We start from the raw sequence: 23,694 nt of genomic DNA, 5'->3' as shown, positions 1-23,694 counted from the left end.
CGCTTTTATCGCAGCGCGCTGAAGAAGCGGGGCCCCGGGTCGAGCCCGGGGCGACGACGTTATTGGAGTCCGGTAATCCCCCTCACTTCGGGCAAGTGTCCCCCGCGCTAGCGTCCAGATCGAGGCACCGCCCGTCGAGCCCCGACACCGGTAGCCCGATCGTCGCCGCCAGCGTCGGCGCGATGTCGACCGTTTCCACCGACAGCGGTTGCTCGAACGCGACCATCCCCTTGCGCCAGAACAGGATCGGCACGCGCCGGTCGTAATCCCACGGGCTGCCGTGCGTCTCGACATAGAAGGGAGCAGGCGTGACGATCGTCGTCACCCGCGGCTTGAGCAGCACCATCAGGTCGCCCGACCGCTCCGCATCATAAGAGGCGCGCGCGCGTTCCGCCAGCGTCCATGCCTCGGGCGGAGTCCTGGCGAACGGCGTCGCCGCGATCTCGTCGCGGGTGAAGGCGGCGGCGACCTGCGGCATCGCCAGATAGCGGCGCTTCGCCTCCGCCAGCACCTGCTTGCGACGGGCGGGGGGCACGGTGTCGGCGATATAGACATCGCTCTCCGGCCCGATCAGCACTCGTCCGGCGATGCCGAGGTCGCGCCCGATCGCCGCCCCGACCAACTCGGCAGCATTGCTGGCGGAAGCATGTTCCTCCATCGGCATCGCGCGCTGCTGCTGGCGCTCGGTCATGTCGTGCGCGCCGTGGTCGGCGGTCAGCATCACCTCGTAATCCAGCCCCCATTCGTCGAGCTGCGCGAGGAACGCGCCGATCGTCTGGTCGAGCTGCGCCATCTGGATGCACATCTCGGAGCCCTGCGTGCCCAGCGCGTGGCCGACATAGTCGGTCGCCGACGCACCGACCGCGATCAGGTCGGTACCCGCGCCATGGCCGAGCTTCATGTCCTGGATCAGCCCGGCGGCCAGCGCGAACACCGCGCCGTCGAGCGCGGGCGAGGCGCGAAACGACTTGGCGTCGCCGGCCGCGCGCTGGAATTGCCCGGTGCCGATCGTCTGCGCGCCGACCGTGATCGGCTGCGCCAGTCCCTTGCAATAGCCCGGCAGCGGCAGCGGCGCCTGCGCCCCCGCCAGCAGCTTGCCGACCGCGTCATTTGCACGGGTTACCACCGCCGGCACCGGCGCAGTGCTGCGCGACGGAAGGGTGATGAAATGGTCGGTCGCCCAGAACCACATCTGATCGGTGTGGTGCCCGCCCATCATGATCGCCGCGCGGTCTTTGCCCGCCACCGCGACGACGCGGGTGCGCGGATCGGCGCGCTTCATCATGTCGCCCAACGTATCGACGCGCAGGTGCAGGTCGGACGGCTGGTATTTGTCGTGATCCGACCCCGGCGCGCGCTCGTCCTCCGAGCAATAGACGGTCTTGTCGGGCCGCCCGGCGCGCTGGTCGATCCAGTGGTTGGCGATGATTCCGGTATGTGCGGGGCGCATGCCCGTCAGAATCGTCGAATGGCCGGGGCAGGTCTCGGTCGCGGCATGGCTCTGATAGCCGGAGGGAAACACCACGCCCTGCTGCAAGCGCGCGAGGCCGTCGGTGTAGCGGTTGCGATATTGCGCGAACAGGTCGGCGGAAAACTGGTCCACCGAGATCGCGACGATCAGCTTCGGCTTGCCCTGCGGCGTCGCGGCGATCGCGGGCGCGGCGGCCGGTGTCTGGGCGATGGCGGGAAGCACCAGCGCGGCGGTGGTCAGCAGAGCGGCGGCGAACAGCGATTTCATCGGGCAACCTTGATGCAACGGGGGAGCGAAGCGGCTATGATCCCGCTCCGATGATCAGGCAAGCAATGCGCGCGGCGCTTTTCACTCTGATGACAGCCGCCTCGCTGCTGCTCGCCCAAACGGCCGGCGCACAGACGCGGCATGTCGCGATGACGTTGATCGCCGAGAGCGACCGGCCCGCGGCGGGCAGCACGGTCGCGCTCGCGATCCATGCCGTCCCCGATGCCGGCTGGCACGGTTATTGGCTAAACCCCGGCGACGCAGGGGTGGCGACGCGCGCGACCTGGACGCTGCCGGCGGGCGCGACCGCCGGCACGCTCGCCTATCCCCCGCCGGGGCGGCTGGTGATCGCCGGGTTGATGAACCACGTCTACGAACGCCCGTGGACGATGCTGACGACGCTCACCCTGCCCAAGGGACTGGCCACCGGCACCCCGCTGCCGATCCGGGTCAAACTCGACTATCTCGTCTGTACCGAGACGATCTGCGTCCCCGAAACGCAGGAGCTGAGCACGCAACTGACGGTCGACGACGGTGCGGTGACGCCGGCACGTCGCGCGCAATTCGACGCATGGCGCCGCGCGCTTCCGCGCCCGCTCGGCAGCACCGCGACATGGCAGATCGACGCCGGGCGTTTCCGCCTGTCGGTGCCATATCCTGCCGACGCGCCGCTGGGGCAGGCATGGTTTTACCCCGCGCGCGGCGGTGCGACCGATTATCCCGCCCAGCAGACCGTCATCCGCGACGGCGAGCGGCTGGTGATCGAGACCAAGGCCGCCGCCACACCGGAGCGCGGCGCGCTGGAGGGCGTACTGACGCTCGGCGACGGCACCGCGCTGGCGCTGATCGCGCAGCCCGGCACCGTCGCGCCTGCAACGGCGTCGGCGGGGCTCGACTGGGGCGTCGCGCTGGCGGCGTTCGGGGGTGCATTGCTCGGTGGGTTGCTGCTCAACATCATGCCGTGCGTGTTCCCGATCCTCAGCCTCAAGGCGCTCGGGCTCGCGCGCTCGGGCGAGAGCGAGCGCCACGCGCGGACCGAGGCGCTCGCCTATACCGCCGGCGTGGTGTTGGTGTGCCTCGCGCTGGGTGCGACCCTGCTTGTACTGCGCGCGGGCGGGGCGAGCGCGGGCTGGGCGTTCCAGTTGCAGGACCCGCGCGTCGTCGGCGTGCTGCTGCTGCTGGTCGTCGCGATCGCGCTCAACCTCGCCGGACTGTTCGAGCTGCCGACTCCGCAATTCGCCGGGCGCAGCGGTGCGAGCGGCGCGTTCATGACCGGTGCGCTCGCCGCGTTCGTCGCGACGCCGTGCACCGGGCCGTTCATGGGCGCGGCGCTCGGTGCGGCGCTGGTGTTGCCGCCGGTCGCGGCGCTGCTGGTGTTCGCGGGGCTGGGGCTCGGCATCGCGCTGCCGTTCCTGTTGATCGGCTTCGTCCCCGCGCTGCGGCGGCGGCTGCCGAAGCCCGGCATGTGGATGGTGCGGCTGCGCCACATTCTGTCGGTACCCATGTTCGCGACCGCGCTCGCGCTCGCCTGGGTGCTCGGACGACAGGCGGGGGTCGACGGGATGACGGTCGCGCTCGCCGCCGCGCTGCTCGCCGGGCTGGGGCTGTGGTGGAGCGGGCGGCGGCAGGTGCAGGGCGGCCGGCTGATTTGGGCGCCGGCGCTGATCGCGCTGCTGCTAGGCGGCGCGGCAATCGCCACCGTCCGGGCGCAGCCGGCCGGCGTGGCGGTGGCCAGCGTCGCGGGTGCCGAACCGTTCACCGAGGCGCGGCTCGCCGCCTTGCGCGCCGAGGGGCGTCCGGTGTTCGCTTACTTCACAGCCGACTGGTGCCTGACGTGCAAGGTCAACGAGAAGGCCGCGATCGAGACGCAGGCGGTGGCCGACGCCTTCAAGCGCAACAAGGTCGCGGTGCTGGTCGGGGACTGGACCGATGGCGACCCGGTGCTCGGTCGTTTCATCGCGCAGCACAATCGCGCGGGGGTGCCGCTCTACCTCTTCTACCCGCCCACGGCTGCCGCGCCGCGCGTGCTCCCGCAGGTGCTGACGCCCGCAATGCTTTCATCGTTGCGTTGAGGGACTGCTGCACTGCAATGAAGTGTTGCGCGCGCGCTTGATCTCGCTCAGCATGCGACGAATCCGGTTGTCGGGCGTTGCAGGGGACAAATGGGGACAGCGGCGTTCGATGAAATCATGGGGGCAAGCGACGCCGACGGCGCGCGGCCCGAACTGCGCGAATTGTGTCGCTGGCTGGCCGACACGCCCGATGGCGAGTTGCGACGCCGCCAGCAATCGGCGGAGACGACCTTCCGGCAGCTCGGCATCACCTTCGCGGTCTATGGCGAGAGCGAGGCGGGCGAGCGGATCATCCCGTTCGATATTGTCCCGCGCGTCTTCCTCGCCGACGAATGGGCGCGGCTGTCCGAGGGGCTGGTCCAGCGTGTCGAGGCGATCAACGCGTTCCTCGTCGATATTTATGGCGACCAGAAGATCCTGCACGATGGCGTGCTGCCCGCCGATCTGATCCTCGGCAACGCGCAATTCCGTCCCGAGATCGCCGGCATCCGCCCGCCGCACGACGTCTGGGCGCATATTTGCGGGATCGACCTCGTCCGCACCGGTCCGGACGACTTCTTCGTGCTGGAGGATAACGCCCGCACGCCCTCCGGCGTCAGCTACATGCTGGAAAACCGCGAGGCGATGGTGCGGCTGTGCCCGGAGCTGTTCTCGAAATTCCGGGTCGCCGCGGTCGACAGCTATCCCGACCGGCTGCTGGAGACGATGCGCTCGGTCGCGCCGCGCGGGTGCGGCGGCAAACCGACCTGCGTGGTGCTGACGCCCGGCCATTACAATTCGGCCTATTACGAACACAGCTTCCTCGCCGACTCGATGGGCATCGAGCTGGTCGAGGCCGCCGACCTCGTCGTCGATGACGACATCGTCTACATGCGCACGATCGAGGGCCGGGTGCGCGTCGACGTCATCTACCGCCGCGTCGACGACGATTACCTCGATCCGCTCGTCTTCCGCCCCGATTCGATGCTCGGCGTGCCCGGGCTGATCGCGGCTTATGCGGCGGGCAATGTCGCGATCATCAACGCGCCGGGCAACGGCATCGCCGACGACAAGGCGATCTACAGCTACATGCCCGAGATCGTGAAATATTACTCGGGCGGTGCCGCACGCTTGCCCAATGTCGAAACCTATCGCTGCCGCGAGCCGCAGGCGCTGAAATATGTGCTCGACCATCTCGATGAGCTGGTGGTCAAACTGGTCGACGGCTCGGGCGGTTACGGGATGCTGGTCGGCCCCACTGCCTCGTCGGCCGAGATCGAACGCTTCCGTGCGGCGCTGGTCGCCGAGCCCGAGCGCTACATTGCGCAACCGACGCTGGCGCTGTCGACCGTCCCGACCTTGGTCGAACAGGGCGTCGCGCCGCGGCACGTCGACTTCCGCCCGTTCGTGCTGACCGGCGCGAAGGGCGTGCAGGTCGTCCCCGGCGGGCTGACCCGCGTGGCGCTGCGCGAGGGGTCGCTGGTCGTCAATTCGTCGCAGGGCGGCGGGACCAAGGACAGCTTCGTGCTCATGGACGAGCCGCGCGGCATGACCCAGACGATGTCGGGCGCGGGGGGCACCATGACGCAGACGCTGGGCGGGGGGCAGCGCTGATGCTCAGCCGCACCGCCGCGTCGCTCTACTGGCTCGGCCGCTATGTCGAGCGCGCCGATTTCGTCGCGCGGCTGATCGAGGCGACGCTGCGGCTCGACGTGCTTTCGCCACGCTCGGCGGGTGAGGATGCGTGGCGCACTGCGCTGGCGGTCAGCGAAACCGCTGACGCCTTCGCGGCCGGTGGCCATATGCTCAGCCGCGAGGAGGTCGCGCAATTCCTGCTCGCCGACAGCTCGCATCCGGGGTCGATCCTGCGCTGCCTCGCGATGGCGCGCGACAATGCCCGTGCGGTGCGCACCGCGCTCAGCCGCGAGGCGTGGCAGGCGATCAACGGCGCGTGGCTGATCTTCGACCAGCGGATCGGCCGGCTCGATCCCACCGCGGTGCTCGGGGTGGTCGATGCGGTCAAGGCCGAGACGCGCGGCTTCGAGGGGGCGGTGCACCGGATGCTCCGCAACCAGACGACCTCGTTCATCCGGCTTGGCCAGGCGGTCGAGCGCACCGACAACACCGCGCGGTTGCTCGACGTCAAATATCACATCCTGCTGCCGGAGGGGGAGCGCGTCGGCGGCACGGTCGATCGCGACCAATGGACGACGATCCTGCAGACCGTTTCGGCGGTCACCGCCTTCCGCTGGCTCTACAACGACGGGCTCAACCCGACCAACGTCATCGACCTGCTGCTCAGCCGTGGCGAGCTGCCGCGCAGCCTCGCCGCCTCGATCGAGGAAACCGTCGCCGCGCTCACCGCGCTGGCGCGCGCGAGCGGCACGCAGGGCGAGGCCGACCGGATGGCGCGGACGCGGCAAGCGCGGGTCGCGCGCACCCGCACCGGCGACGTGATCGCCGCCGGGCTCCACCAGCATCTTCAGGCCCTGATCGTCGAAAACGCGCAATTGCACGACGCGATCGGCCGACAATTCAAGTTCCACTGATGCGCCTGACCATCGATCATCGCACCACCTACCGCTTCACCGCGCCGCAGGGCCGGGTGGTGCAATTGCTGCGGATGACGCCGCGCAACACGCACGACCAGACGGTCGCGGCATGGGACATCAACATCGACTGCGACGCGCGGCTGCGCGAGCATCGTGACGGCTTCGGCAACATCACGACCATGCTCTATGCCGAAGGCCCGCTGTCTGGGATCGAGATCAGCGTTTCGGGCGAGGTGGTGACGAGTTCGTCGAGCGGAGTGCTGCACGGCACGTTCGAGCCGCTGCCCGCCGCGCTGTATCTGCGCAGCACCCCCGCGACCTATGCCGAGCCCGCGCTCGCTGCCTTCGCGCAGGCGGCAACCGAGGGGCGGGCACCGATCGCGGCGCTCCACGCGCTCAACGCCGCGGTGCATGAGCGTTTCGCATTGGTCGACGGGCGTCCCGAACCCGGGCTGACCGTCACCGCCGCTTTCGCGCGCGACACCGCCACCGCGCGCGATCTGGCGCAGATCTTCGTCGCCGCCGCGCGCGCCGCCGGTTTCCCGGCGCGTTACGTCACCGGCTATTGCGATGCGCTGCCCAACGGTCGCCCGACCCCGCACGGTTGGGCCGACGCATGGGTCGACGGGCTCGGCTGGGTCGGGTTCGACCCGACGCTCGGATCGTCGCCGGAGGCGCATCACGTCCGCGTCGCGGTCGCGCTCGACGCGGCCGGTTGCTCGCCGGTCGCGGGCTCACGGCTCGGCGAAGGGCGCGAATGTCTCGACGTCGAGGTGCAGGTCAGCGGGCAGGATTGACCTTAAGAGCCCGATCGTATACCGGCCTCCCCAACATCAAGAGTCGACCTAGTTCGACGCCAACCTGCTCCCGAGCAAGGTGGCGCCTCCGGTAGCGGAGGGATGTGGCCGGACCGGCAACCAACGGGCCCCCTCGCCACATGTCGTCCCGACTCCTGATGCCCGAACGAGCAACAGGATCAGCGACCGTGACGACCCAGCCCCAGCAATTCGCCAGCGACAATTATGCCGGAGCCTGCCCGGAGGCGCTGGAGGCGATGCTTGCCGCCAATGCCGGCTCGGCGGTCGCCTATGGCGATGACGACTGGACGCAGCGCGCGTCGGACAGTTTCCGGACGCTGTTCGAAACCGATGCGGAGGTGTTCTTCGTCTTCAACGGCACCGCCGCCAATTCGCTCGCGCTGGCCTCGCTCTGCCAGAGCTATCACAGCGTCATCTGCTCCTCGGCGGCGCACGTCGAAACCGATGAATGCGGCGCGCCCGAGTTCTTCTCGAACGGCTCGAAGCTGCTGCTCGCGCCGTCCACCGATGGCAAGCTGACCCCCGAGGCGATCCGCACCCTCGCGAACAGCCGTTCCGACATCCACTTCCCCAAGCCGCGCGTCGTCACGATCACCCAGCCGACCGAAACGGGCCAAGTCTATTCGGTCGCCGAGGTGCTGGCGATCTCGGCGGCGTGCCGCGAACTGGGGCTCAAGCTGCACATGGACGGCGCGCGCTTCGCCCATGCGTGCGCCGCGCTCGGCTGCACCCCCGCCGCGATCACCTGGGAGGCGGGGGTCGACGTCTTGTGCTTCGGCGGCACCAAGAACGGGCTGATGGTCGGCGAGGCGGTGATCTTCTTCGACCGCGTGCTCGCCGAGGATTTCGACTATCGCTGCAAGCAGGCCGGGCAGCTCGCGTCGAAGATGCGCTTCCTCTCCGCGCCATGGATCGGGCTGATCGAGAGCGGCGCATGGCTGCGCAATGCCGAACACGGCAACGCCTGCGCCGAGCGGCTGGCGGCGCGGGTCGCCGATCTCCCCGCGGTGCAATTGCTGTTCCCGGTACAGGCCAATTCGGTGTTCCTCGTCGCACCCGAGGCGGTGCTCGACGAGGTACGCGCACGCGGCTGGCGGTTCTACACCTTCATCGGCGGCGGCGCGCGCTTCATGTTCGCGTGGGACGCCGATCCGGCGCGCGTCGACGAACTCGCGGCCGACATCCGCGCGGCGTGCGAGGTGCGCGCGCTGGCCTAGCCTCCAATCGTCACCCCGGACGTGATCCGGGGTCCCGCTTCTTCTGCGCCGGTCGGGAAGAAGCGGGTCCCGGATCAAGTCCGGGACGACGGAATCAAACGACCACCGCTGCCGCTTCATCCTCCGGCATCAACACCCATCCATGCGCACCGAGCATCTCGATCGGCCGATAACGCGTCTTGTACGCCATCCGCTGCGACCCCTTCACCCAGTAACCGAGGTACACATAGGGCAGCCCCGCCGCCCGCGCGCGCGCGATATGGTCGAGGATGATGTAATTGCCGAGTGCAGGGCGCGCATCCTGATCGGTGTCGAAGAAGCTGTAGACCATCGACAGCCCGTCAGCCTGCCGGTCGGTGAGGCAACAGCCGATCAATTTGCCCGGCCGCGTGCCGTCCGACGGCTCACGATATTCGACCACCACCGAATTGACCGGCGAATGTTCGATCATGTCGGCGAAGTCGCCTTCGTCCATCGCGGCCATCCCGCCGCCGGGATGCCGCGCCGACAGATAGCGGCGCATCAGCGTATATTGCTCGTCGGTCGCCCACGGCCGGCACGCCGACACGTCGAGATCGGCGTGGCGCCGCATCAGCTTGCGCTGCGTCGCATTGGGCTCGAATTCGTGCGTCCGCACCCGCACTGAGACGCAGGCGGCGCAGCCCGCGCAGCTCGGACGATACGCGACCGACTGGCTGCGGCGAAAACCGATCCGGCCGAGCGCGTCGTTCAGCTCGCCGGCTTCGGGGCCGGACAATTCGGTGAACACCTTCCGCTCCTGCCGGCCGGGCAGGTACGGGCACGGCTGCGGGCTGGTGACGAAGAAGCGCGGGAAGCGGAACGGTGCCGTCATGCGTGCCGACCCTTTCCTGTGCTGTCCATCCGATCACCCATCTTCGTCGCGAAGCGGTTGTGCCTTAAACGCTTCATATGCGACGACGCCGATCCGGTGAAAAGCCGCTTTACCATCAAAGCGGCGCCCCGTTTCAGGCCAGCTCGACGGTGCTCACCTCGAACCCCGCCTCGCGCAGCCCAACCATCAGCCCGTCGAGATGCGCCCGGTCGCGCGCCTCGCATTCGATGTCGGTGATCAGGCCCTTGGCGGGCAGCGTCGTGAACACCCGCTGGTGATAGATCTCGATGATGTTCACCCGCTCGCGATCGAACACCCGCATCACATTGTAGAGCGCGCCGGGCTGATCCTGCAGCCGCAGCCGTAGCCGCGCCAGCCGCCCCGACCGCGCCAGATCGCGCAGCAGCACGTTGGCGAGCAGCCGCGTGTCGATATTGCCGCCACACAGCACCACGCCGATCGTCCGTCCGCGGAACCGCTCGGGATGCGCGAGCAGCGCGGCCAGCCCCGCCGCGCCCGCACCCTCGACGACGGTCTTCTCGATCTGGAGCAACAGGCTCAGCGCCTCTTCCAGATAGCGTTCGGAGACGAGCACGATGTCGTCGACCAGCTGCGCGACCATCTGCGCGGTGATCCCGCCCGGCTCCTTGACTGCGATCCCCTCGGCCAGCGTGTCGCCCGCGCACGGCAGGTCGGTGCCGTTGATGCGATTGTACATCGACGGATAGAGTTCGGCCTCGACGCCGACCACCTCGATCCGCCGATCCGCGGCACGCGCGACCGTCGCCATGCCGGAGATCAACCCACCGCCGCCGATCGGCACCACCAGCAGGTCGATCTCGGGATGCTCGTCCAGCATCTCCAGCGCGACGGTGCCCTGACCCGCGATGATCCGCGGATCGTCGAACGGGTGGACGAAGGTGAAGCCGCGTTCCGCCTCCAGCACGCGCGCATGGGCGTAAGCGGCGTCGAACGTGTCGCCCTCCAGGATCACGGTCGCGCCGTGCCCCTGCGTCTGCACCACCTTCACCACCGGCGTGTTGCGCGGCATCACGATCGTCACCGGCACGCCCAGCCGGTTGCCGTGATAGGCGAGGCCCTGCGCGTGATTGCCCGCCGAGGCGGCGATCACGCCCTTGGCGCGCGCTTCGTCGGAGAGTTGCAGCAACGTGTTGAGCGCGCCGCGCTCCTTGTAGGCGGCGGTGAATTGCAGGTTCTCGAACTTCAGATAGACGGTCGCGCCGGTCAGCTTCGACAGCGTCTGGCTAATGAGCGTCGGCGTCCGCACGACCGCGTCGCCGATGCGAATCTGCGCGGCACGCACGTCCTCGATCGAGACGGGAAGGGCCGGGGCGGACGCGAGCTGGGTTGCCATGGCGGGGACGTAGCGGAACACCGTTACGAAAGGAACACCCGCTCGACCCGGACTCCGTCGCCCCTGCGCAGCGTTCGTCATTCCCGCGAAGGCGGAAATCCAGGCACGCGAAGCTCTCGATGGCAGCAAAACGTCGGAGGTTCTGGATCCCCGCCTTCGCGGGGATGACGGTCGGGGTGTCGCTCGCGACGTCACTTCGCTGCGAACGCCTCGCGCCATTCCGGCCGTACGATCGCCAGCAGCGCCGGCGTCACCGGCACCGTCATCTCGTACATCCCCTCGGCATAGGAGCCTGCGACATATTGCCCCGCCACCAGCCCGATGCGGTCGATCGCGCGGCGGTCGGTCGATCCGAGCAGCACGGTCAGGTCCGATACCGGCGGGCACGGGAAGATGTCGTCGGTCCCCGGGTCGCTTCCCAGTCGCCGCCGCCGCTCGCCCTTCAGCCACGCGCACCAGCCCGTTCCCAGCACGCGCTGCATCGCGGCGGACGATTCGAACATCGTGCGCGGGTCGACCCGTCGCGCATTGGCCTTGTCCCATACCAGCGGTTCCAGCACGGTGTTGCCGTGCGCGCCGCCGGTGTAGCTGTAGCTCTCGCCCGACAGGCTCAGCAGCCGCGGTGTTTCGGTCACCACCTTCCATTCGCGACTGGCGTCATGCTGGTGGAAGGGAAAGCCGCTCTTCGCCGCCTCGCGCCGATCCTCCGCTGCCAACCCGGCGGCGCGGGTGCGCAGCCGCCCGCGATCGGCCTCCAGCCAGCGGCGCAGCGGTGCGATCCGCGCGGCGGCGGCGGGGTAAGCGTAGGAGAAATCGAGCGTCGCGGTCTTCGCCACCACCTTCGTCTGCGCCGCCGCCGGCACCGCCAATGCCAGCAAGATCAACCCCATCACCCGCCGCATGACATCCCTCGCCAAAACCGTGCCGCTTCCATATGGCAGCGGACATGAACCGACGCCATCTCACCGCCGCGCTGGCGACGCTTGCGGGCCTTGCGACGACGCTCCCCGCGGGTGCCGACGCGCTGATCGACAACGTCAACGGCCTGACGCTCAACCGCGACCGGCAGGTGGTACGCTTCAAGGCGATGGTGATCGACCCGCAAGGCAAGGTCATCCGCCTGATCGCCCCGGACGAGCAACCGCCCAAGCCGACCAAGAAGAACCCTGGCCCGCGCTATGACTGGCGCGCCGACATGAAGGGGCGCGTGCTGGTGCCCGGCATGATCGACGCGCACGGCCATGTCATCGAGCTGGGGCTGGCGGCGCTGACGCTCGACCTTTCCGACACCCGCTCGCTCGACGAGGCGAAGGCGAAGATCGCCGAATATGCGCGCGCCAACCCGGACCGGCAGTGGATCATCGGGCGTGGCTGGAATCAGGAAGTTTGGCAGCTCGGGCGCTTCCCGACCGCCGCCGATCTCGACGCGGTGGTCGGCGACCGCCCGGTGTGGCTGGCGCGCGCCGATGGCCATGCCGGCTGGGCGAACAGCGCCGCGCTCAAGCTGGCCGGCGTCACCGCCGCGACGCAGTCCCCCGCGGGCGGGCGCGTCGAAAAGCCGCTGGGCGTGCTGGTCGATCGCGCCAAGGAACTGGTCGAGCGCGTCGTGCCGAAGGTCAGCCCCAAGGACCGCACCGCCGCCTTCCTCAAGGCGCAGCAGATCCTGCTCGGCTACGGCGTCACCGCGATCGCCGACATGGGCACCAGCGTCGACGACTGGATGACCTATCGCCGCATGGGCGACATCAACGCACTGCGCGTCCGCATCATGTCCTACGGGCTCGGCATCGACACCGCGGTGACGATCGGCGGCACCGGCCCGACGCCGTGGCTGTATGACGACCGGCTGCGGCTGGAGGGCGTCAAGCTCTACGCCGATGGCGCGCTCGGGTCGCGCGGCGCGTGGCTGAAGGCCGATTACGCCGATGCGCCCGGGCAGCGCGGGCTCGGCTTCCTCGCCGACGACCAGCTGCAGAACATCATGAGCCGCGCCGCGATGGACGGCTATCAGGTCGCGGTCCATGCGATCGGCGACCGCGCCGATCGCCAAGTGCTCGATGCGATCGCCGAACTGTCGGAAACCTACAAGGGCGACCGCCGCTGGCGGATCGAACATGCGCAGATCGTCGATCCGGTCGATATGGCGGCGTTCGGCAAGTACCGCATCATCGCCTCGATGCAGCCCACGCACCAGACCAGCGACCGCCTGATGGCGGAGGCGCGGCTCGGGCCGGCGCGGCTGGCGGGTGCCTATGCGTGGAAGACGCTGCTCGACGACGGCGCGAGGCTCGCGTTCGGGTCGGATGCGCCGGTCGAGAAGCCCGATCCCTGGGCCGGCTGGGCGGCGGCATTCACGCGCACCGATGCCGACGGGCAGCCGGTCGGCGGCTGGCACCCCGAACAGGCGGTGTCGCGCGAACAGGCGTGGTGGGCCTACACCGGCGGCGCAAGCTATGCGGGGTTCGCCGATCAGAAGTTCGGCACGCTCGCACCGGGGCAGCGCGCCGACTTCCTGCTGCTCGATCGCGATCCGATGACCGCGACGCCGGCCGACCTGCGCCAGACCAAGGTGCTGGAGACGTGGATCGGCGGTACGAAGGCATGGGAGCGGAAATAGACGGTTTTCGCTGATCTCCCTTCACCCCTCCCCTTCAGGGGAGGGGCCGGGGGTGGGGCGGTCCCACAAGCGCGGCGTTCCCGGCGACGCCCCACCCCAACCCCTCCCCTGAAGGGGAGGGGCTTACCTCCCCCTCAGAACTCCGACCAGTCGTCCTGTACCGCCACCGCCGCCGCACCACGGCTGCGCGCACTGGCGGCGATCCGGGCGCCGGCGTGCGCCGCCCGCGCCTGCAACTGGTGGACCGGAGACGCCGCCGGTGCGGCATAGCCCGTCGCCCCCGCCGCCAGCCGGAAGCGCCCGACCTCGCGCGCCATCACGTCGGTTTCCTCGACCAGGCTGCGTGCCGCGGCGGTCGCTTCCTCGACCATCGCGGCATTCTGCTGCGTCACCCCATCCATCTCCGACACCGCGGTATTCACCTGCTGCAGGCCGGTCGCCTGCTGATCGGCGGCCGAGGCGATGTCGCCGACCAGGGTGCTGATCTCGCCGATCCGCGCCGTGATGCGCTGCAACGCTGCGCCGGCTTCGGCGACCAGCCCGACGCCCAGGTCGACCTGCTCGGTAGAGGCAGTGATCTTGCTCTTCACGTCCTTTGCCGCGTCGGCGGACCGTTGCGCCAGCGCACGCACTTCGCTGGCGACGACCGCAAAGCCCTTGCCCGCGTCACCCGCGCGTGCCGCCTCGACGCCGGCGTTCAGCGCCAGCAGGTTGGTCTGGAACGCGATGCCGTCGATCACCGCGATGATCTCGCTGATCTCGCTCGATGAGCGCTCGATCCCGTTCATCGCCTCCACCGCGCGGCGGACCACGTCGCCCGACGCCTCGGCATCGCGGCGCGTCTCCACCACCACCGCATCGGCGCGCGAGGCGGTTGCGGCGGTTTCCTTCACCGTCGTCGTGATCTCGTGCATCGCCGCCGCGGTTTCCTCCAGCGAGGCGGCCTGTTGCTCGGTGCGCTGCGACAGATCGTCGGACGCCTGACGGATGTCGTTGGCACCGTTCGTGATGCCGGTCGCGCTGGTCGTCACCGCCGCCATTGCCGCCGACACCGCGGTCATCGCGCCGTTGAAATCGCTCTTCAGCTTGGCGAACGGCCCGGTCAGCTCGGCATCGATCCGTGCGGTCAGGTCGCCCTGCGCCAGCGCGCTCAGCCCGCGGCCGATATTATCGACGATCAGCGCGGTCTGCTCCTCCTTGGCACGCTCGGCGGCGGCGAGCTGGTCGCGGAACTGCACCATCACCTTGGCGAGCTGCCCGACTTCGTCGGCGCGCTCGTCGACCGCGACCTGCGCATCGAGGTCGCCCGCCGCCAGCCGTCCGAGCGCGTCGGTCATCGCCTTGATCGGATTGGCGATCCCGCGGATCAATGCGGTCAGCAGGATCATGGCGAGCGCCAGTGCCGCGATCACGAGTCCGACCGACCACGCGCGCGAGGACGTGTAGAGCGCGCTCGCCGCATCCATCTCGCTTTCCATCAGCCTGACCTGCACGTCCTGCGACGTGGCGGCTTCGGCATTGGCGCGATCGAAGAGCGGCTGGCTGGCGCGAAATGCCAGCGTCGCTTCTTCGTTGCGGTTCGCTTCGCCCAGCTGACGCGTCAGCTCGGACCGGGCGACGAACGCGGTCCACGCCTGCCTGAACCGCGCCAGCGATGCACGTGCGGCCGGATTGACCAGCGCCTTGTCGAGAAAGACGACGTTCTTGTCGATGAGGGCCAGCTTCTCGGTCGCGGAGCGGTCGGCGTCGCGGATCTTGTCGGCTTCGACCGACAGGATCACCGTCGCTTCCGCGATGCGATAGTCGGACGTGGCGGTGTTGATGGTCGCGATCGCCACCAGCTTGTCGCGGCGATCCTTGCCGAGCACTTCGGTCGCATGGTTCAGCTGTCCCTGAGTCCACAGCGACATGCCCGCCATCCCGACCAGTGCGAGCGCGAGCAGGCCGAAGGCGAGCAGGAGTTTGCGGCCAATCGCCAGGTTCTTCATCAACACGGCCTTCACGAGAGCATCGATCCTGCCGTGTAGTACCCGACGACTCTTTGATTTCCCGTTAAGCGCCGCTTCGGTCCTAAACGACGCGGTACGGCACGACGCCGCGCACCTCCGCCTCGACCACGATCGTCCGGTCGGTCGGCGGGAAGGCGCGCTGGTCGCAATCCGATCTGGGGCACAGCCGGCAACTGATCCCGATCGGGGTCGCCATGCGCAGGTCGACCGCGTCGGCATAGACGAAGTCCGCCGCGTGCGCCGTCTCGCACCCCAAAGCCACCGCATAGCGCCGCGGCGCGCGCGCGAACCGACCCGATGGCTTCACCAGCCCCTTGGCCATCGAGACATAGCGAACCCCGTCGGGCGTCTCGGCATGTTGCACGAGGATGCGGTCCGGGATCGCGACCGCCTCGTGGACGTGCCACAACGGGCACGCGCCGCCGAAGCGCGCGAATTGCAGCCGCGTGGCGGAATGGCGCTTGGTGATGTTGCCCGCCATGTCGACACGGCAGAAATAGAAGGGGATGCCTTCCGCCCCGGGGCGTTGCAGCGTCGACAGCCGATGGCACGCCTGTTCGAAGCTGGTGCCGAACCGCCGCGACAGCCGGTCGATGTCGTGGCGGAGCGCGCGCGCCGCGTCGCGAAAGGCATGATAGGGCATCAGCATCGCCCCGGCGGCGTAATTGGCGAGTCCGATCGATAGCAGCCGCCGCGCCTCCGGCTGCGCGAGCCCCGATCCCGCCACGATCGCCGCGATCGGCGATGCGAAGGCCAGCGTCGCGATACGGTGCGCGATCAGGAAGCGGCGGCTTTCCGGCGGCAGCGCGGCGTTGAGGCGCAGCACCCTGCCATCGAACCGCGCGAGCGGTGCATCCTCGCGCGCCTCGTCGCGCAGCGTCACGCCCAGTGCCGCCAGCGCCGCATCGATCGACGTCGCCTGATGCGCCGCTGCCCAATCCTCGGCCGCGCGATCGAGCGGGTCGATGTAATTGCCTGCCTCGTGGAACCAGTCGCGCACCGCCTCCCATGGCAGCCGCGCACCGACCCCGGCGGTCAGCGCTTCCTCGGCGAGCGCGACGCGTTCCTCGGCGGCGCGCTTCGCGGCATGGAGCGCGATCAGGCGGTCGGCGAGCGCCGGGCGCTCCTCCGCCAGCCGCGCGACCTCTTCGGGCGGCAGCGGCGCCACCGCGGGGTCGGCGAGCGCCTCGCGCAACGCCACCAGCCGCCGCGCCGGCACCGCACCCTCGATGTCGGCCAGCGCGGCGGGGAAATGCTGCGCCAGCGCCGCGCTTACCGCCGCGGTCAGCGGGCGTTCGTCGCTCTCCAGTTGCGACAGGTAGCTGACCGACAGCCCCAGCCGCGCCGCCATCCCGCGCTGGTTGAGCTGCGCCGCCACCCGCAACGCGCGCAGCTGCGCCCCGGCATAGAGCCGCGCCTTCACCAGCCGTCGCCCCTGCGCAGGCAGGGGCCCATGTCTGTACCGTGCTCGCGGAGCGTCGACACACCAGCCTCGCTCACCGTGACAAAGGTATCGCCAAACGACACAGTCATAGGCTCCTGCCTACGCAGGAGCGACGGAAGTTGGCAACCACAGCCTTCGCAAGTTCGCAACTTCACATTTGCCCCGCCGCGCCGCGCCGGGCACAACGGCGGCCGCGTCCGGGAGAGAAGAATGTCATCGACGATCGCCGAACTCGAGAACCGCCGCGCCGCCGCCCGCGCCGGCGGCGGACAGAAGCGCGTCGATGCGCAGCACGCGAAGGGTAAACTGACCGCGCGCGAGCGGCTCGACGTGCTGCTCGACGAGGGCAGTTTCGAGGAGCTCGACATGTTCGTCGAGCACAATTGCACCGACTTCGGGATGCAGGAACAGGTCGTCCCCGGCGACGGCGTCGTCACCGGATCGGGGACGATCAACGGGCGGCTGGTGTTCGTCTTCTCGCAGGACTTCACCGTCTTCGGCGGCTCGCTCTCCGAACGCCATGCGCAGAAGATCTGCAAGATCATGGACATGGCGCTCAAGGTCGGCGCGCCCGTCATCGGCCTCAACGATTCGGGTGGCGCGCGCATCCAGGAGGGCGTCGCATCGCTCGGCGGCTATGCCGAGGTGTTCCAGCGTAACGTGCTGGCCAGCGGCGTCGTCCCGCAGCTCAGCCTCATCATGGGGCCGTGCGCGGGCGGGGCGGTCTATTCGCCGGCGATGACCGACTTCATCTTCATGGTGAAGGATTCGAGCTACATGTTCGTCACCGGTCCCGACGTGGTAAAGACCGTCACCAACGAGGTGGTCACGCAGGAGGCGCTGGGCGGCGCGGTGACGCACACCACGAAGACCAGCGTCGCCGATGTCGCGTTCGACAATGACATCGAGGCGCTGCTCGCGGCGCGCGACTTCATCGACTTCCTGCCGTCCTCGAACCGGGAAGGCGTGCCCGAGCGTCCGACCGACGATCCGTGGGACCGCGCCGAGCCCGGCCTCGACACGCTGATCCCCGCCAACGCCAACCAGCCCTATGACATGCACGAGCTGCTCGCGAAGGTCGTCGACGAGGGCGACTTCTTCGAGATCCAGCCCGCGCATGGCGCGAACATCATCTGCGGCTTCGGGCGGATCGAAGGACGCACCGTCGGCTTCGTGGCGAACCAACCGATGGTCCTGGCCGGCGTTCTGGACATCAATTCCAGTCGAAAAGCGGCACGGTTCGTGCGATTTTGCGATGCATTCGAGATCCCGATCGTCACGTTCGTGGATGTTCCCGGCTTCCTCCCCGGCACCGCGCAGGAGCATAACGGCATCATCAAGCACGGCGCGAAGCTGCTGTTCGCCTATGCCGAGGCGACCGTGCCCAAGATCACCGTCATCACCCGCAAGGCCTATGGCGGCGCCTATGACGTGATGGCTTCCAAGCACTTACGCGGTGACTTGAACTATGCATGGCCGACCGCCGAGATCGCGGTAATGGGCGCGAAGGGCGCGGTCGAGATCATCTTCCGCGGCCGCACGCCCGAGGAGATCGCCGAGCGCACCGCGGAATATGAGGCGCGCTTCGCCAACCCCTTCGTCGCGGCGAGCAAGGGCTTCATCGACGAGGTGATCCAGCCGCACTCCACCCGTCGCCGCATCGCGCTCGGCCTGCGCAAATTGCGCAACAAGGCGCTGGAGAACCCTTGGAAGAAGCATGACAATATCCCGCTCTGATGACGAAGCCGCGCTGATCGCCCGGCTGACCGCGCTGAAGAACGTCGGCGAGAAGAGCGCTGGCTGGATGATCGATGTCGGGGTGGATACGCCCGAGCGGCTCGCCGAGATCGGGGCAGTCGAAACCTATCGTCGCATGAAGGCCGCGCACCCGAGGGGGGTCAGCCTGTGCGCGGTATGGGCGTTGCAGGGTGCGATCGACGGCATCGCGTCGCATCATTTGCCGGCCGACGTCAAACAGGCGTTGAAGGACGCCGTGAAAGAGCGCCCATGATCCTCGGCCGCCTCAACCACGTCGGCATCGCCACGCCGTCGATCGCCAAGTCGATCGAGACTTACCGCACGCTGCTCGGCGCAGACGCCGTCGGCGAACCGTTCGATCTCCCTGCGCAAGGCGTCAAAGTGTGCTTCATCGACGCGCCCAACACGCAGATCGAGCTGATCGAGCCCTATGACGATACCTCCCCAATCGCCGGCTTCCTCAAGAAGAACCCGGCCGGCGGTCAGCACCACGTCTGTTTCGAGGTCCCCGACATCCACGCCGCCATCGCCGACCTCACCGCAAAAGGCGCGACGATCCTCGGCGAGCCGCGGATCGGGGCGCATGGCACGCCGATCGTCTTCGTTCACCCGCGCGACATGGGCGGGGTGCTGGTCGAACTGATGGAAACGCCGCAGGAGGGCGCGCATTGACCTACGAGACGATCACCTTCGACCTCACCGACCGCGTCGCGACGCTCGCGATCGACCGGCCCGAGCGGATGAACGCGCTCACCCCGCGCGTCTTCGCCGAGCTGACCGCCGAGATCGACGCCGCGCTCGAACAGGGCGCGCGCGCGATCGTGCTGACCGGCACCGGCGGCGCGTTCTGCTCGGGCGCCGACCTCGTCGGCGACGGCGGCACACCGATGCCGCGTGACCTCGGCGAGTCGCTCGACACCAGCTACAATCCGTTCGTCCGCAAGGTCGCCGCACTCGACGTGCCGTTCCTCACCGCGATCAACGGCCCGGCAGTCGGCGCGGGGCTCGGGCTGGCGTTGCTCGGCGATATCAGCGTCATGGCGCGCTCGGCCTATGTGCTGCTCGCCTTCGTCAACATCGGGCTGGTCCCCGACGCCGGGGCGACGTGGCTGGTCGCCAAGGCGGCGGGGCGCACCAAGGCGCTGGAAATGGCGCTGCTCGGCGAGCGCGTGTCCGCCGAGGACGCCCTCGCCACCGGACTGGTGACGCGCGTCGTCGACGATGCGCAGGTGCTCGCCGAAACGCAGAAGCTCGCCGCAAAGCTCGCCGCCGGTCCATCGGTGGCGATCGGGATGATCCGCAAGCAGGTCGCCGCGGCGCTGTCGCTCGATCTCGATCAGTCGCTGGCGGTCGAGCGCGCGAACCAGACCCGCGCCGGCCATACCCGCGACTTCGCCGAGGCGGTCCGCGCGTTCGGCGAGAAGCGCAAGCCGGTGTTCGAGGGCCGTTGAACATGGCCGACGAGCGCAACCTCGGCGAGGACAGCGGCGCGGCGGCGGCGATCGGCACGCCCGCGCCGACCGGCACCGAAAGCTGGGCCGCCGCCGCCGCGAAGGAGGTGAAGGGTCGCAACCTGACGTGGCACACGCCCGAAGGGATCGACGTCAAGCCGCTGTACACGCCCGCGGATGTCGAGGGCTGGGACCCCGGCCTGCCCGGCTTTGCGCCGTTCGCGCGCGGCGTGCGCGCGTCGATGTACGCCGGCCGCCCGTGGACGATCCGTCAATATGCCGGCTTCTCGACCGCCGAGGAATCGAACGCTTTCTACCACCGCAACCTCAAGGCGGGGCAGAAGGGGCTGTCGGTCGCGTTCGATCTCGCCACCCACCGCGGCTATGATAGCGACCATCCGCGCGTCACCGGCGACGTCGGCAAGGCCGGGGTGGCGATCGACACCGTCGAGGACATGAAGATCCTGTTCGACGGCATTCCGCTCGACCAGATGTCGGTCAGCATGACGATGAACGGCGCGGTGATCCCGATCCTCGCCTTCTTCATCGTCGCCGGCGAGGAACAGGGCGTCGAGCGCAAATTGCTCGACGGGACCATCCAGAACGACATCCTTAAGGAGTTCATGGTCCGCAACACCTATATCTACCCGCCCGAACCGTCGATGCGGATCATCTCCGACATCTTCGCCTATACCTCGGCGGAGATGCCGAAGTTCAACAGCATTTCGATCTCCGGCTATCACATGCAGGAGGCGGGCGCGACGCAGGTGCAGGAACTGGCCTTCACCATCGCCGACGGCATGGAATATGTGAAATACGGCGTCGCGTCCGGGCTGGACATCGACAAGTTTGCCGGGCGGCTGAGCTTCTTCTTCGCGATCGGCATGAACTTCTTCATGGAGATCGCCAAGCTGCGCGCCGCGCGCGTGCTGTGGCACCGGGTGATGACACAGCTCGGTGCGAAGGACGAACGCAGCAAGATGCTGCGCACGCACTGCCAGACCAGCGGCGTCTCGCTGACCGAGCAGGACCCGTATAACAACGTCATGCGCACCACGATCGAGGCGATGGCGGCGATGCTCGGCGGCACGCAGTCGCTCCACACCAATGCGCTCGACGAGGCGATCGCGCTGCCGACCGACTTCTCGGCGCGGATCGCGCGCAACACCCAGTTGGTGATCCAGGAAGAGACGGGCATGACCAATGTCGTCGATCCGCTCGGCGGCAGTTATTATGTCGAGGCGCTCACCAAGCGGCTGGTCGACGACGCCTGGACGATCATCGAACGCGTCGAACGCGAGGGCGGGATGGCCAAGGCGGTCGCGGCGGGCTGGCCCAAGGCGATGATCGAGGAAGCGAGCGCCGCCCGCGCCGCGCGCGTCGATCGCGGCGAGGACGTGATCGTCGGGGTCAACAAATACCGCAAGGACAATGAGGATCCGGTCGAGATCCTCGCGATCGACAATCACGCCGTCCGCGACGCGCAGGTCCGCCGCATCCGGCAGGTGAAGGCCAGGCGCGACGAGGCGGCGGCGCAGGCCGCGCTCGATGCACTGCGCGACGGCGCGCGCGGCGACGCCAATCTGCTCGCGCTCGCGGTCGAGTGCGCGCGCGCCCGCGCCACGCTCGGCGAGATTTCCACGGCGATGGAGGACGTCTTCGGCCGCTACGGCACGCAGCCGACGCCGGTGAAGGGCGTCTATGGCGGGGCTTATGTCGACGACGCGCGCTGGGCGCGGCTGGAGGACGGCGTCGCCGCGACCGAGCGCCGGCTCGGCCGCAAGCCGCGAATGCTGGTCGCCAAGATGGGGCAGGACGGGCACGACCGCGGCGCCAATCTGGTCAGCAGCATGTTCGGCGACCTCGGCTTCGAGATCGTGCCGGGGCCGCTGTTCCAGACCCCGGAGGAGGCCGCGGTCCTCGCGTTGGCCAGGGACGTCGACATCGTCGGCGCGTCGAGCCTAGCGGCCGGGCACAAGACGCTGATCCCCGAGCTGATCGGCCATCTGCGTGACGCCGGGCGGGCGGACATCAAGGTGATCGCGGGTGGCGTGATCCCCGCGCAGGATTATCAGGCGCTGTTCGACGCCGGCGTGCAGGCGATCTTCGGGCCGGGCACCAACCTCATCACCGCGGCGGAGGAAGTGCTGCGGCTGCTCGGCCACAACATGCCCCCGCAGGGAGAAGCGGCGTGATCGGTTATACGAACAGTCGTCACCCTTCCTTTCTTCGCCACCCCGGCGAACGCCGGGGCCCAGTTAAAGGCCGCTCGCGAGATGCGGGAACGCCTCCCAACTGGGCCCCGGCCTCCGCCGGGGTGACGGTAATGGTGGGGGTGATGGCAGTGGCAGCATCGCTGCTTTCCACCCCCGCCGCCGCGCAGACGCAGGCGGACATGAACGCGCAGGCCGCCGCCAGCTACACGAGCGCCGACGCCGCGATGAACGCGCAATGGCCGCGCACCTATGCCGCGATGAAGCGCCGCGACGCCACCGCGCGCGACGGCTTCGGCTATGCCGCGACGACGCTCGCCAGCCAGCGCGCGTGGCTGGCGTTCCGCGACAAACAGTGCACGATCGAAGGCGGCGAGTTCGCCGGCGGCTCGCTCCAGCCGATGGCGCGCTTGCAGTGTCTGGCGCGGCTCACCAAGGAGCGCACCACGCAATTGAAGGACCTGATGTGGCAACGCTGACCGAGACGACGACCCGCACCGACTGGACGCGCGACGAGATCGCCGACCTGTTCGACCTGCCGTTCGACGAATTGATGTACCGCGCGCAGACCGTCCACCGCGCGCACCACGCGCCGTCGGAGGTGCAGCTCTGCACCTTGCTGTCGATCAAGACCGGCGGCTGCCCGGAGGATTGCGGCTATTGTTCGCAATCGGTCGCGGCGGAGAGCGGGGTCAAGGCGACCAAGCTGATGGACGTGCAGGCGGTGTTGCAGCGCGCCGCCGAGGCGAAGGACGCCGGCTCGCAGCGCTTCTGCATGGGCGCGGCGTGGCGCAACCCCAAGGACCGCGACATGGACGCGATCATCCAGATGATCGCGGGCGTGCGCGGCATGGGGATGGAAACCTGCATGACGCTGGGGATGCTGACGCCGGAACAGGCGCAGCGGCTCGGCGAAGCGGGGCTGGACTATTACAACCACAACATCGACACCTCGCCCGAGCGCTATGGCGACGTCATCACCACGCGGACGTTCGGCGAGCGGCTCGACACGCTCGAGAACGTCCGTTCAGCGGGGATCAACGTCTGCTGCGGCGGGATCGTCGGGATGGGCGAGACGCGCGCCGATCGCGTCGGCTTCGTCCATGCGCTGGCGACGCTGCCGCGCCACCCGGAGAGCGTGCCGGTCAATGCGTTGGTGCCGGTCAAGGGCACGGTGCTCGGCGACATGCTCGCCGACACGCCGCTCGCCAAGATCGACGATATCGAATTCGTCCGCACCGTCGCGGTCGCGCGGATCACGATGCCGCTCAGCATGGTGCGGCTGTCGGCCGGGCGCGAGAGCATGGGCGAGGCGACGCAGGCCTTGTGCTTCATGGCGGGCGCGAACTCGATCTTCACCGGCGACAAACTGCTGACCGCCGGCAACCGCGGCGACAGCGCCGACGCGGCGCTGTTCGCAAAACTCGGCGTGCGCCCGATGGAAGCGCCCGAGCCGATGCGGGTGTGCGAGGCGGCGGAGTGAACTACCGTCGCCCCTGCGCAGGCAGGGGCCCATGTCTGTCGAATGAGGCGGGCGGTGTGACACGGCAGCGGCGTGCCTGTGTCACCCGGCACCGAACGACCAAACAGACATAGGC

At 68.8% G+C, this 23,694-nt stretch carries 19 protein-coding genes and 1 riboswitch; of the genes, 13 read left to right on the top strand and 6 right to left on the bottom strand.

Going from position 1 to position 23,694, the window contains the following annotated elements:
* Positions 1–82: 82 nt before the first annotated feature.
* On the bottom strand, positions 83–1,738 hold the full coding sequence (locus PGN12_00660; GenBank protein MEH3102401.1) for an alkaline phosphatase family protein: 1,656 nt from the start codon (positions 1,736–1,738) through the stop codon (positions 83–85).
* 89 nt (positions 1,739–1,827) lie between these two features.
* Here PGN12_00660 and PGN12_00655 point away from each other — a divergent pair, with 89 nt between their 5' ends.
* The 5 genes from PGN12_00655 (at position 1,828) to PGN12_00635 (ending at position 8,376) form a co-directional block, all read left to right on the top strand.
* On the top strand, positions 1,828–3,810 hold the full coding sequence (locus PGN12_00655; protein ID MEH3102400.1) for a protein-disulfide reductase DsbD family protein: 1,983 nt from the start codon (positions 1,828–1,830) through the stop codon (positions 3,808–3,810).
* 90 nt (positions 3,811–3,900) lie between these two features.
* Positions 3,901–5,403, top strand: coding sequence for a circularly permuted type 2 ATP-grasp protein (locus tag PGN12_00650; protein ID MEH3102399.1), 1,503 nt, complete (start codon positions 3,901–3,903; stop codon positions 5,401–5,403).
* On the top strand, positions 5,403–6,338 hold the full coding sequence (locus PGN12_00645) for an alpha-E domain-containing protein (protein MEH3102398.1): 936 nt from the start codon (positions 5,403–5,405) through the stop codon (positions 6,336–6,338). The genes PGN12_00650 and PGN12_00645 overlap by 1 nt, the downstream gene beginning before the upstream one ends.
* Positions 6,338–7,138: a transglutaminase family protein gene (locus PGN12_00640; protein ID MEH3102397.1), complete on the top strand. Its 801-nt coding sequence runs from the start codon at positions 6,338–6,340 to the stop codon at positions 7,136–7,138. The genes PGN12_00645 and PGN12_00640 overlap by 1 nt, the downstream gene beginning before the upstream one ends.
* Before the next feature lie 28 nt (positions 7,139–7,166).
* Positions 7,167–7,272, top strand: a riboswitch (SAM-I-IV-variant riboswitch).
* Between the two features lie 54 nt (positions 7,273–7,326).
* Positions 7,327–8,376, top strand: a complete 1,050-nt coding sequence (locus tag PGN12_00635) for a low specificity L-threonine aldolase (protein MEH3102396.1) — start codon at positions 7,327–7,329, stop codon at positions 8,374–8,376.
* A gap of 94 nt (positions 8,377–8,470) precedes the next feature.
* Here the strand turns inward: PGN12_00635 and PGN12_00630 are convergent, their stop codons facing one another.
* From PGN12_00630 to PGN12_00620, 3 genes are all read right to left on the bottom strand, one after another.
* Positions 8,471–9,229, bottom strand: coding sequence for an arginyltransferase (locus tag PGN12_00630; protein ID MEH3102395.1), 759 nt, complete (start codon positions 9,227–9,229; stop codon positions 8,471–8,473).
* 133 nt (positions 9,230–9,362) lie between these two features.
* Complete coding sequence (locus tag PGN12_00625; protein ID MEH3102394.1) at positions 9,363–10,604, bottom strand: threonine ammonia-lyase; 1,242 nt, start codon at positions 10,602–10,604, stop codon at positions 9,363–9,365.
* Between the two features lie 191 nt (positions 10,605–10,795).
* The gene (locus PGN12_00620) at positions 10,796–11,506 is read right to left on the bottom strand and encodes a DUF4163 domain-containing protein (GenBank protein MEH3102393.1); all 711 of its coding nucleotides are present in this window, start codon (positions 11,504–11,506) and stop codon (positions 10,796–10,798) included.
* 44 nt (positions 11,507–11,550) lie between these two features.
* Between PGN12_00620 and PGN12_00615 the strand changes: the two genes are divergently transcribed.
* Positions 11,551–13,221, top strand: a complete 1,671-nt coding sequence (locus PGN12_00615; protein ID MEH3102392.1) for an amidohydrolase family protein — start codon at positions 11,551–11,553, stop codon at positions 13,219–13,221.
* A 134-nt stretch (positions 13,222–13,355) separates the two neighbouring features.
* Here PGN12_00615 and PGN12_00610 read toward each other — a convergent pair whose 3' ends face one another.
* Both PGN12_00610 and PGN12_00605 read right to left on the bottom strand, forming a co-directional pair.
* A complete protein-coding gene (locus PGN12_00610; GenBank protein ID MEH3102391.1) occupies positions 13,356–15,224 on the bottom strand; it encodes a methyl-accepting chemotaxis protein in 1,869 nt (622 codons plus the stop codon).
* Positions 15,225–15,291: 67 nt separating this feature from the next.
* Positions 15,292–16,656, bottom strand: coding sequence for a short-chain fatty acyl-CoA regulator family protein (locus PGN12_00605; protein MEH3102390.1), 1,365 nt, complete (start codon positions 16,654–16,656; stop codon positions 15,292–15,294).
* Positions 16,657–16,884: 228 nt separating this feature from the next.
* On the opposite strand from PGN12_00605, the gene PGN12_00600 reads away from it, so the two are divergent.
* The 7 genes from PGN12_00600 to bioB all read left to right on the top strand — a co-directional run bounded on the left by PGN12_00600 (position 16,885) and on the right by bioB (position 23,579).
* Complete coding sequence (locus PGN12_00600) at positions 16,885–18,411, top strand: acyl-CoA carboxylase subunit beta (protein ID MEH3102389.1); 1,527 nt, start codon at positions 16,885–16,887, stop codon at positions 18,409–18,411.
* Entirely contained in the window at positions 18,392–18,685 is a 294-nt protein-coding gene (locus tag PGN12_00595) for a TfoX/Sxy family DNA transformation protein (GenBank protein MEH3102388.1), read from the top strand. Before PGN12_00600 ends, PGN12_00595 begins: the two co-directional genes overlap by 20 nt.
* Complete coding sequence (gene mce / locus PGN12_00590; GenBank protein ID MEH3102387.1) at positions 18,682–19,104, top strand: methylmalonyl-CoA epimerase; 423 nt, start codon at positions 18,682–18,684, stop codon at positions 19,102–19,104. Before PGN12_00595 ends, mce begins: the two co-directional genes overlap by 4 nt.
* Complete coding sequence (locus PGN12_00585; protein ID MEH3102386.1) at positions 19,101–19,883, top strand: enoyl-CoA hydratase-related protein; 783 nt, start codon at positions 19,101–19,103, stop codon at positions 19,881–19,883. The genes mce and PGN12_00585 overlap by 4 nt, the downstream gene beginning before the upstream one ends.
* A gap of 2 nt (positions 19,884–19,885) precedes the next feature.
* The gene (gene scpA, locus PGN12_00580) at positions 19,886–22,078 is read left to right on the top strand and encodes a methylmalonyl-CoA mutase (GenBank protein ID MEH3102385.1); all 2,193 of its coding nucleotides are present in this window, start codon (positions 19,886–19,888) and stop codon (positions 22,076–22,078) included.
* 143 nt (positions 22,079–22,221) lie between these two features.
* A complete protein-coding gene (locus PGN12_00575; protein MEH3102384.1) occupies positions 22,222–22,575 on the top strand; it encodes a lysozyme inhibitor LprI family protein in 354 nt (117 codons plus the stop codon).
* Positions 22,563–23,579 carry a biotin synthase BioB gene (bioB, locus tag PGN12_00570; GenBank protein ID MEH3102383.1) on the top strand — a complete coding sequence of 339 codons (1,017 nt, stop codon included), beginning with the start codon at positions 22,563–22,565 and terminating at the stop codon, positions 23,577–23,579. Before PGN12_00575 ends, bioB begins: the two co-directional genes overlap by 13 nt.
* Positions 23,580–23,694: the final 115 nt, after the last annotated feature.

Origin of the sequence: Sphingomonas phyllosphaerae (genome assembly GCA_036946405.1) — a bacterium.
Taxonomy (GTDB): domain Bacteria; phylum Pseudomonadota; class Alphaproteobacteria; order Sphingomonadales; family Sphingomonadaceae; genus Sphingomonas; species Sphingomonas phyllosphaerae_D.
The sequence above is the reverse complement of the archived record's forward strand: the minus strand, read 5'-3'. Positions and strand labels throughout refer to the sequence as shown.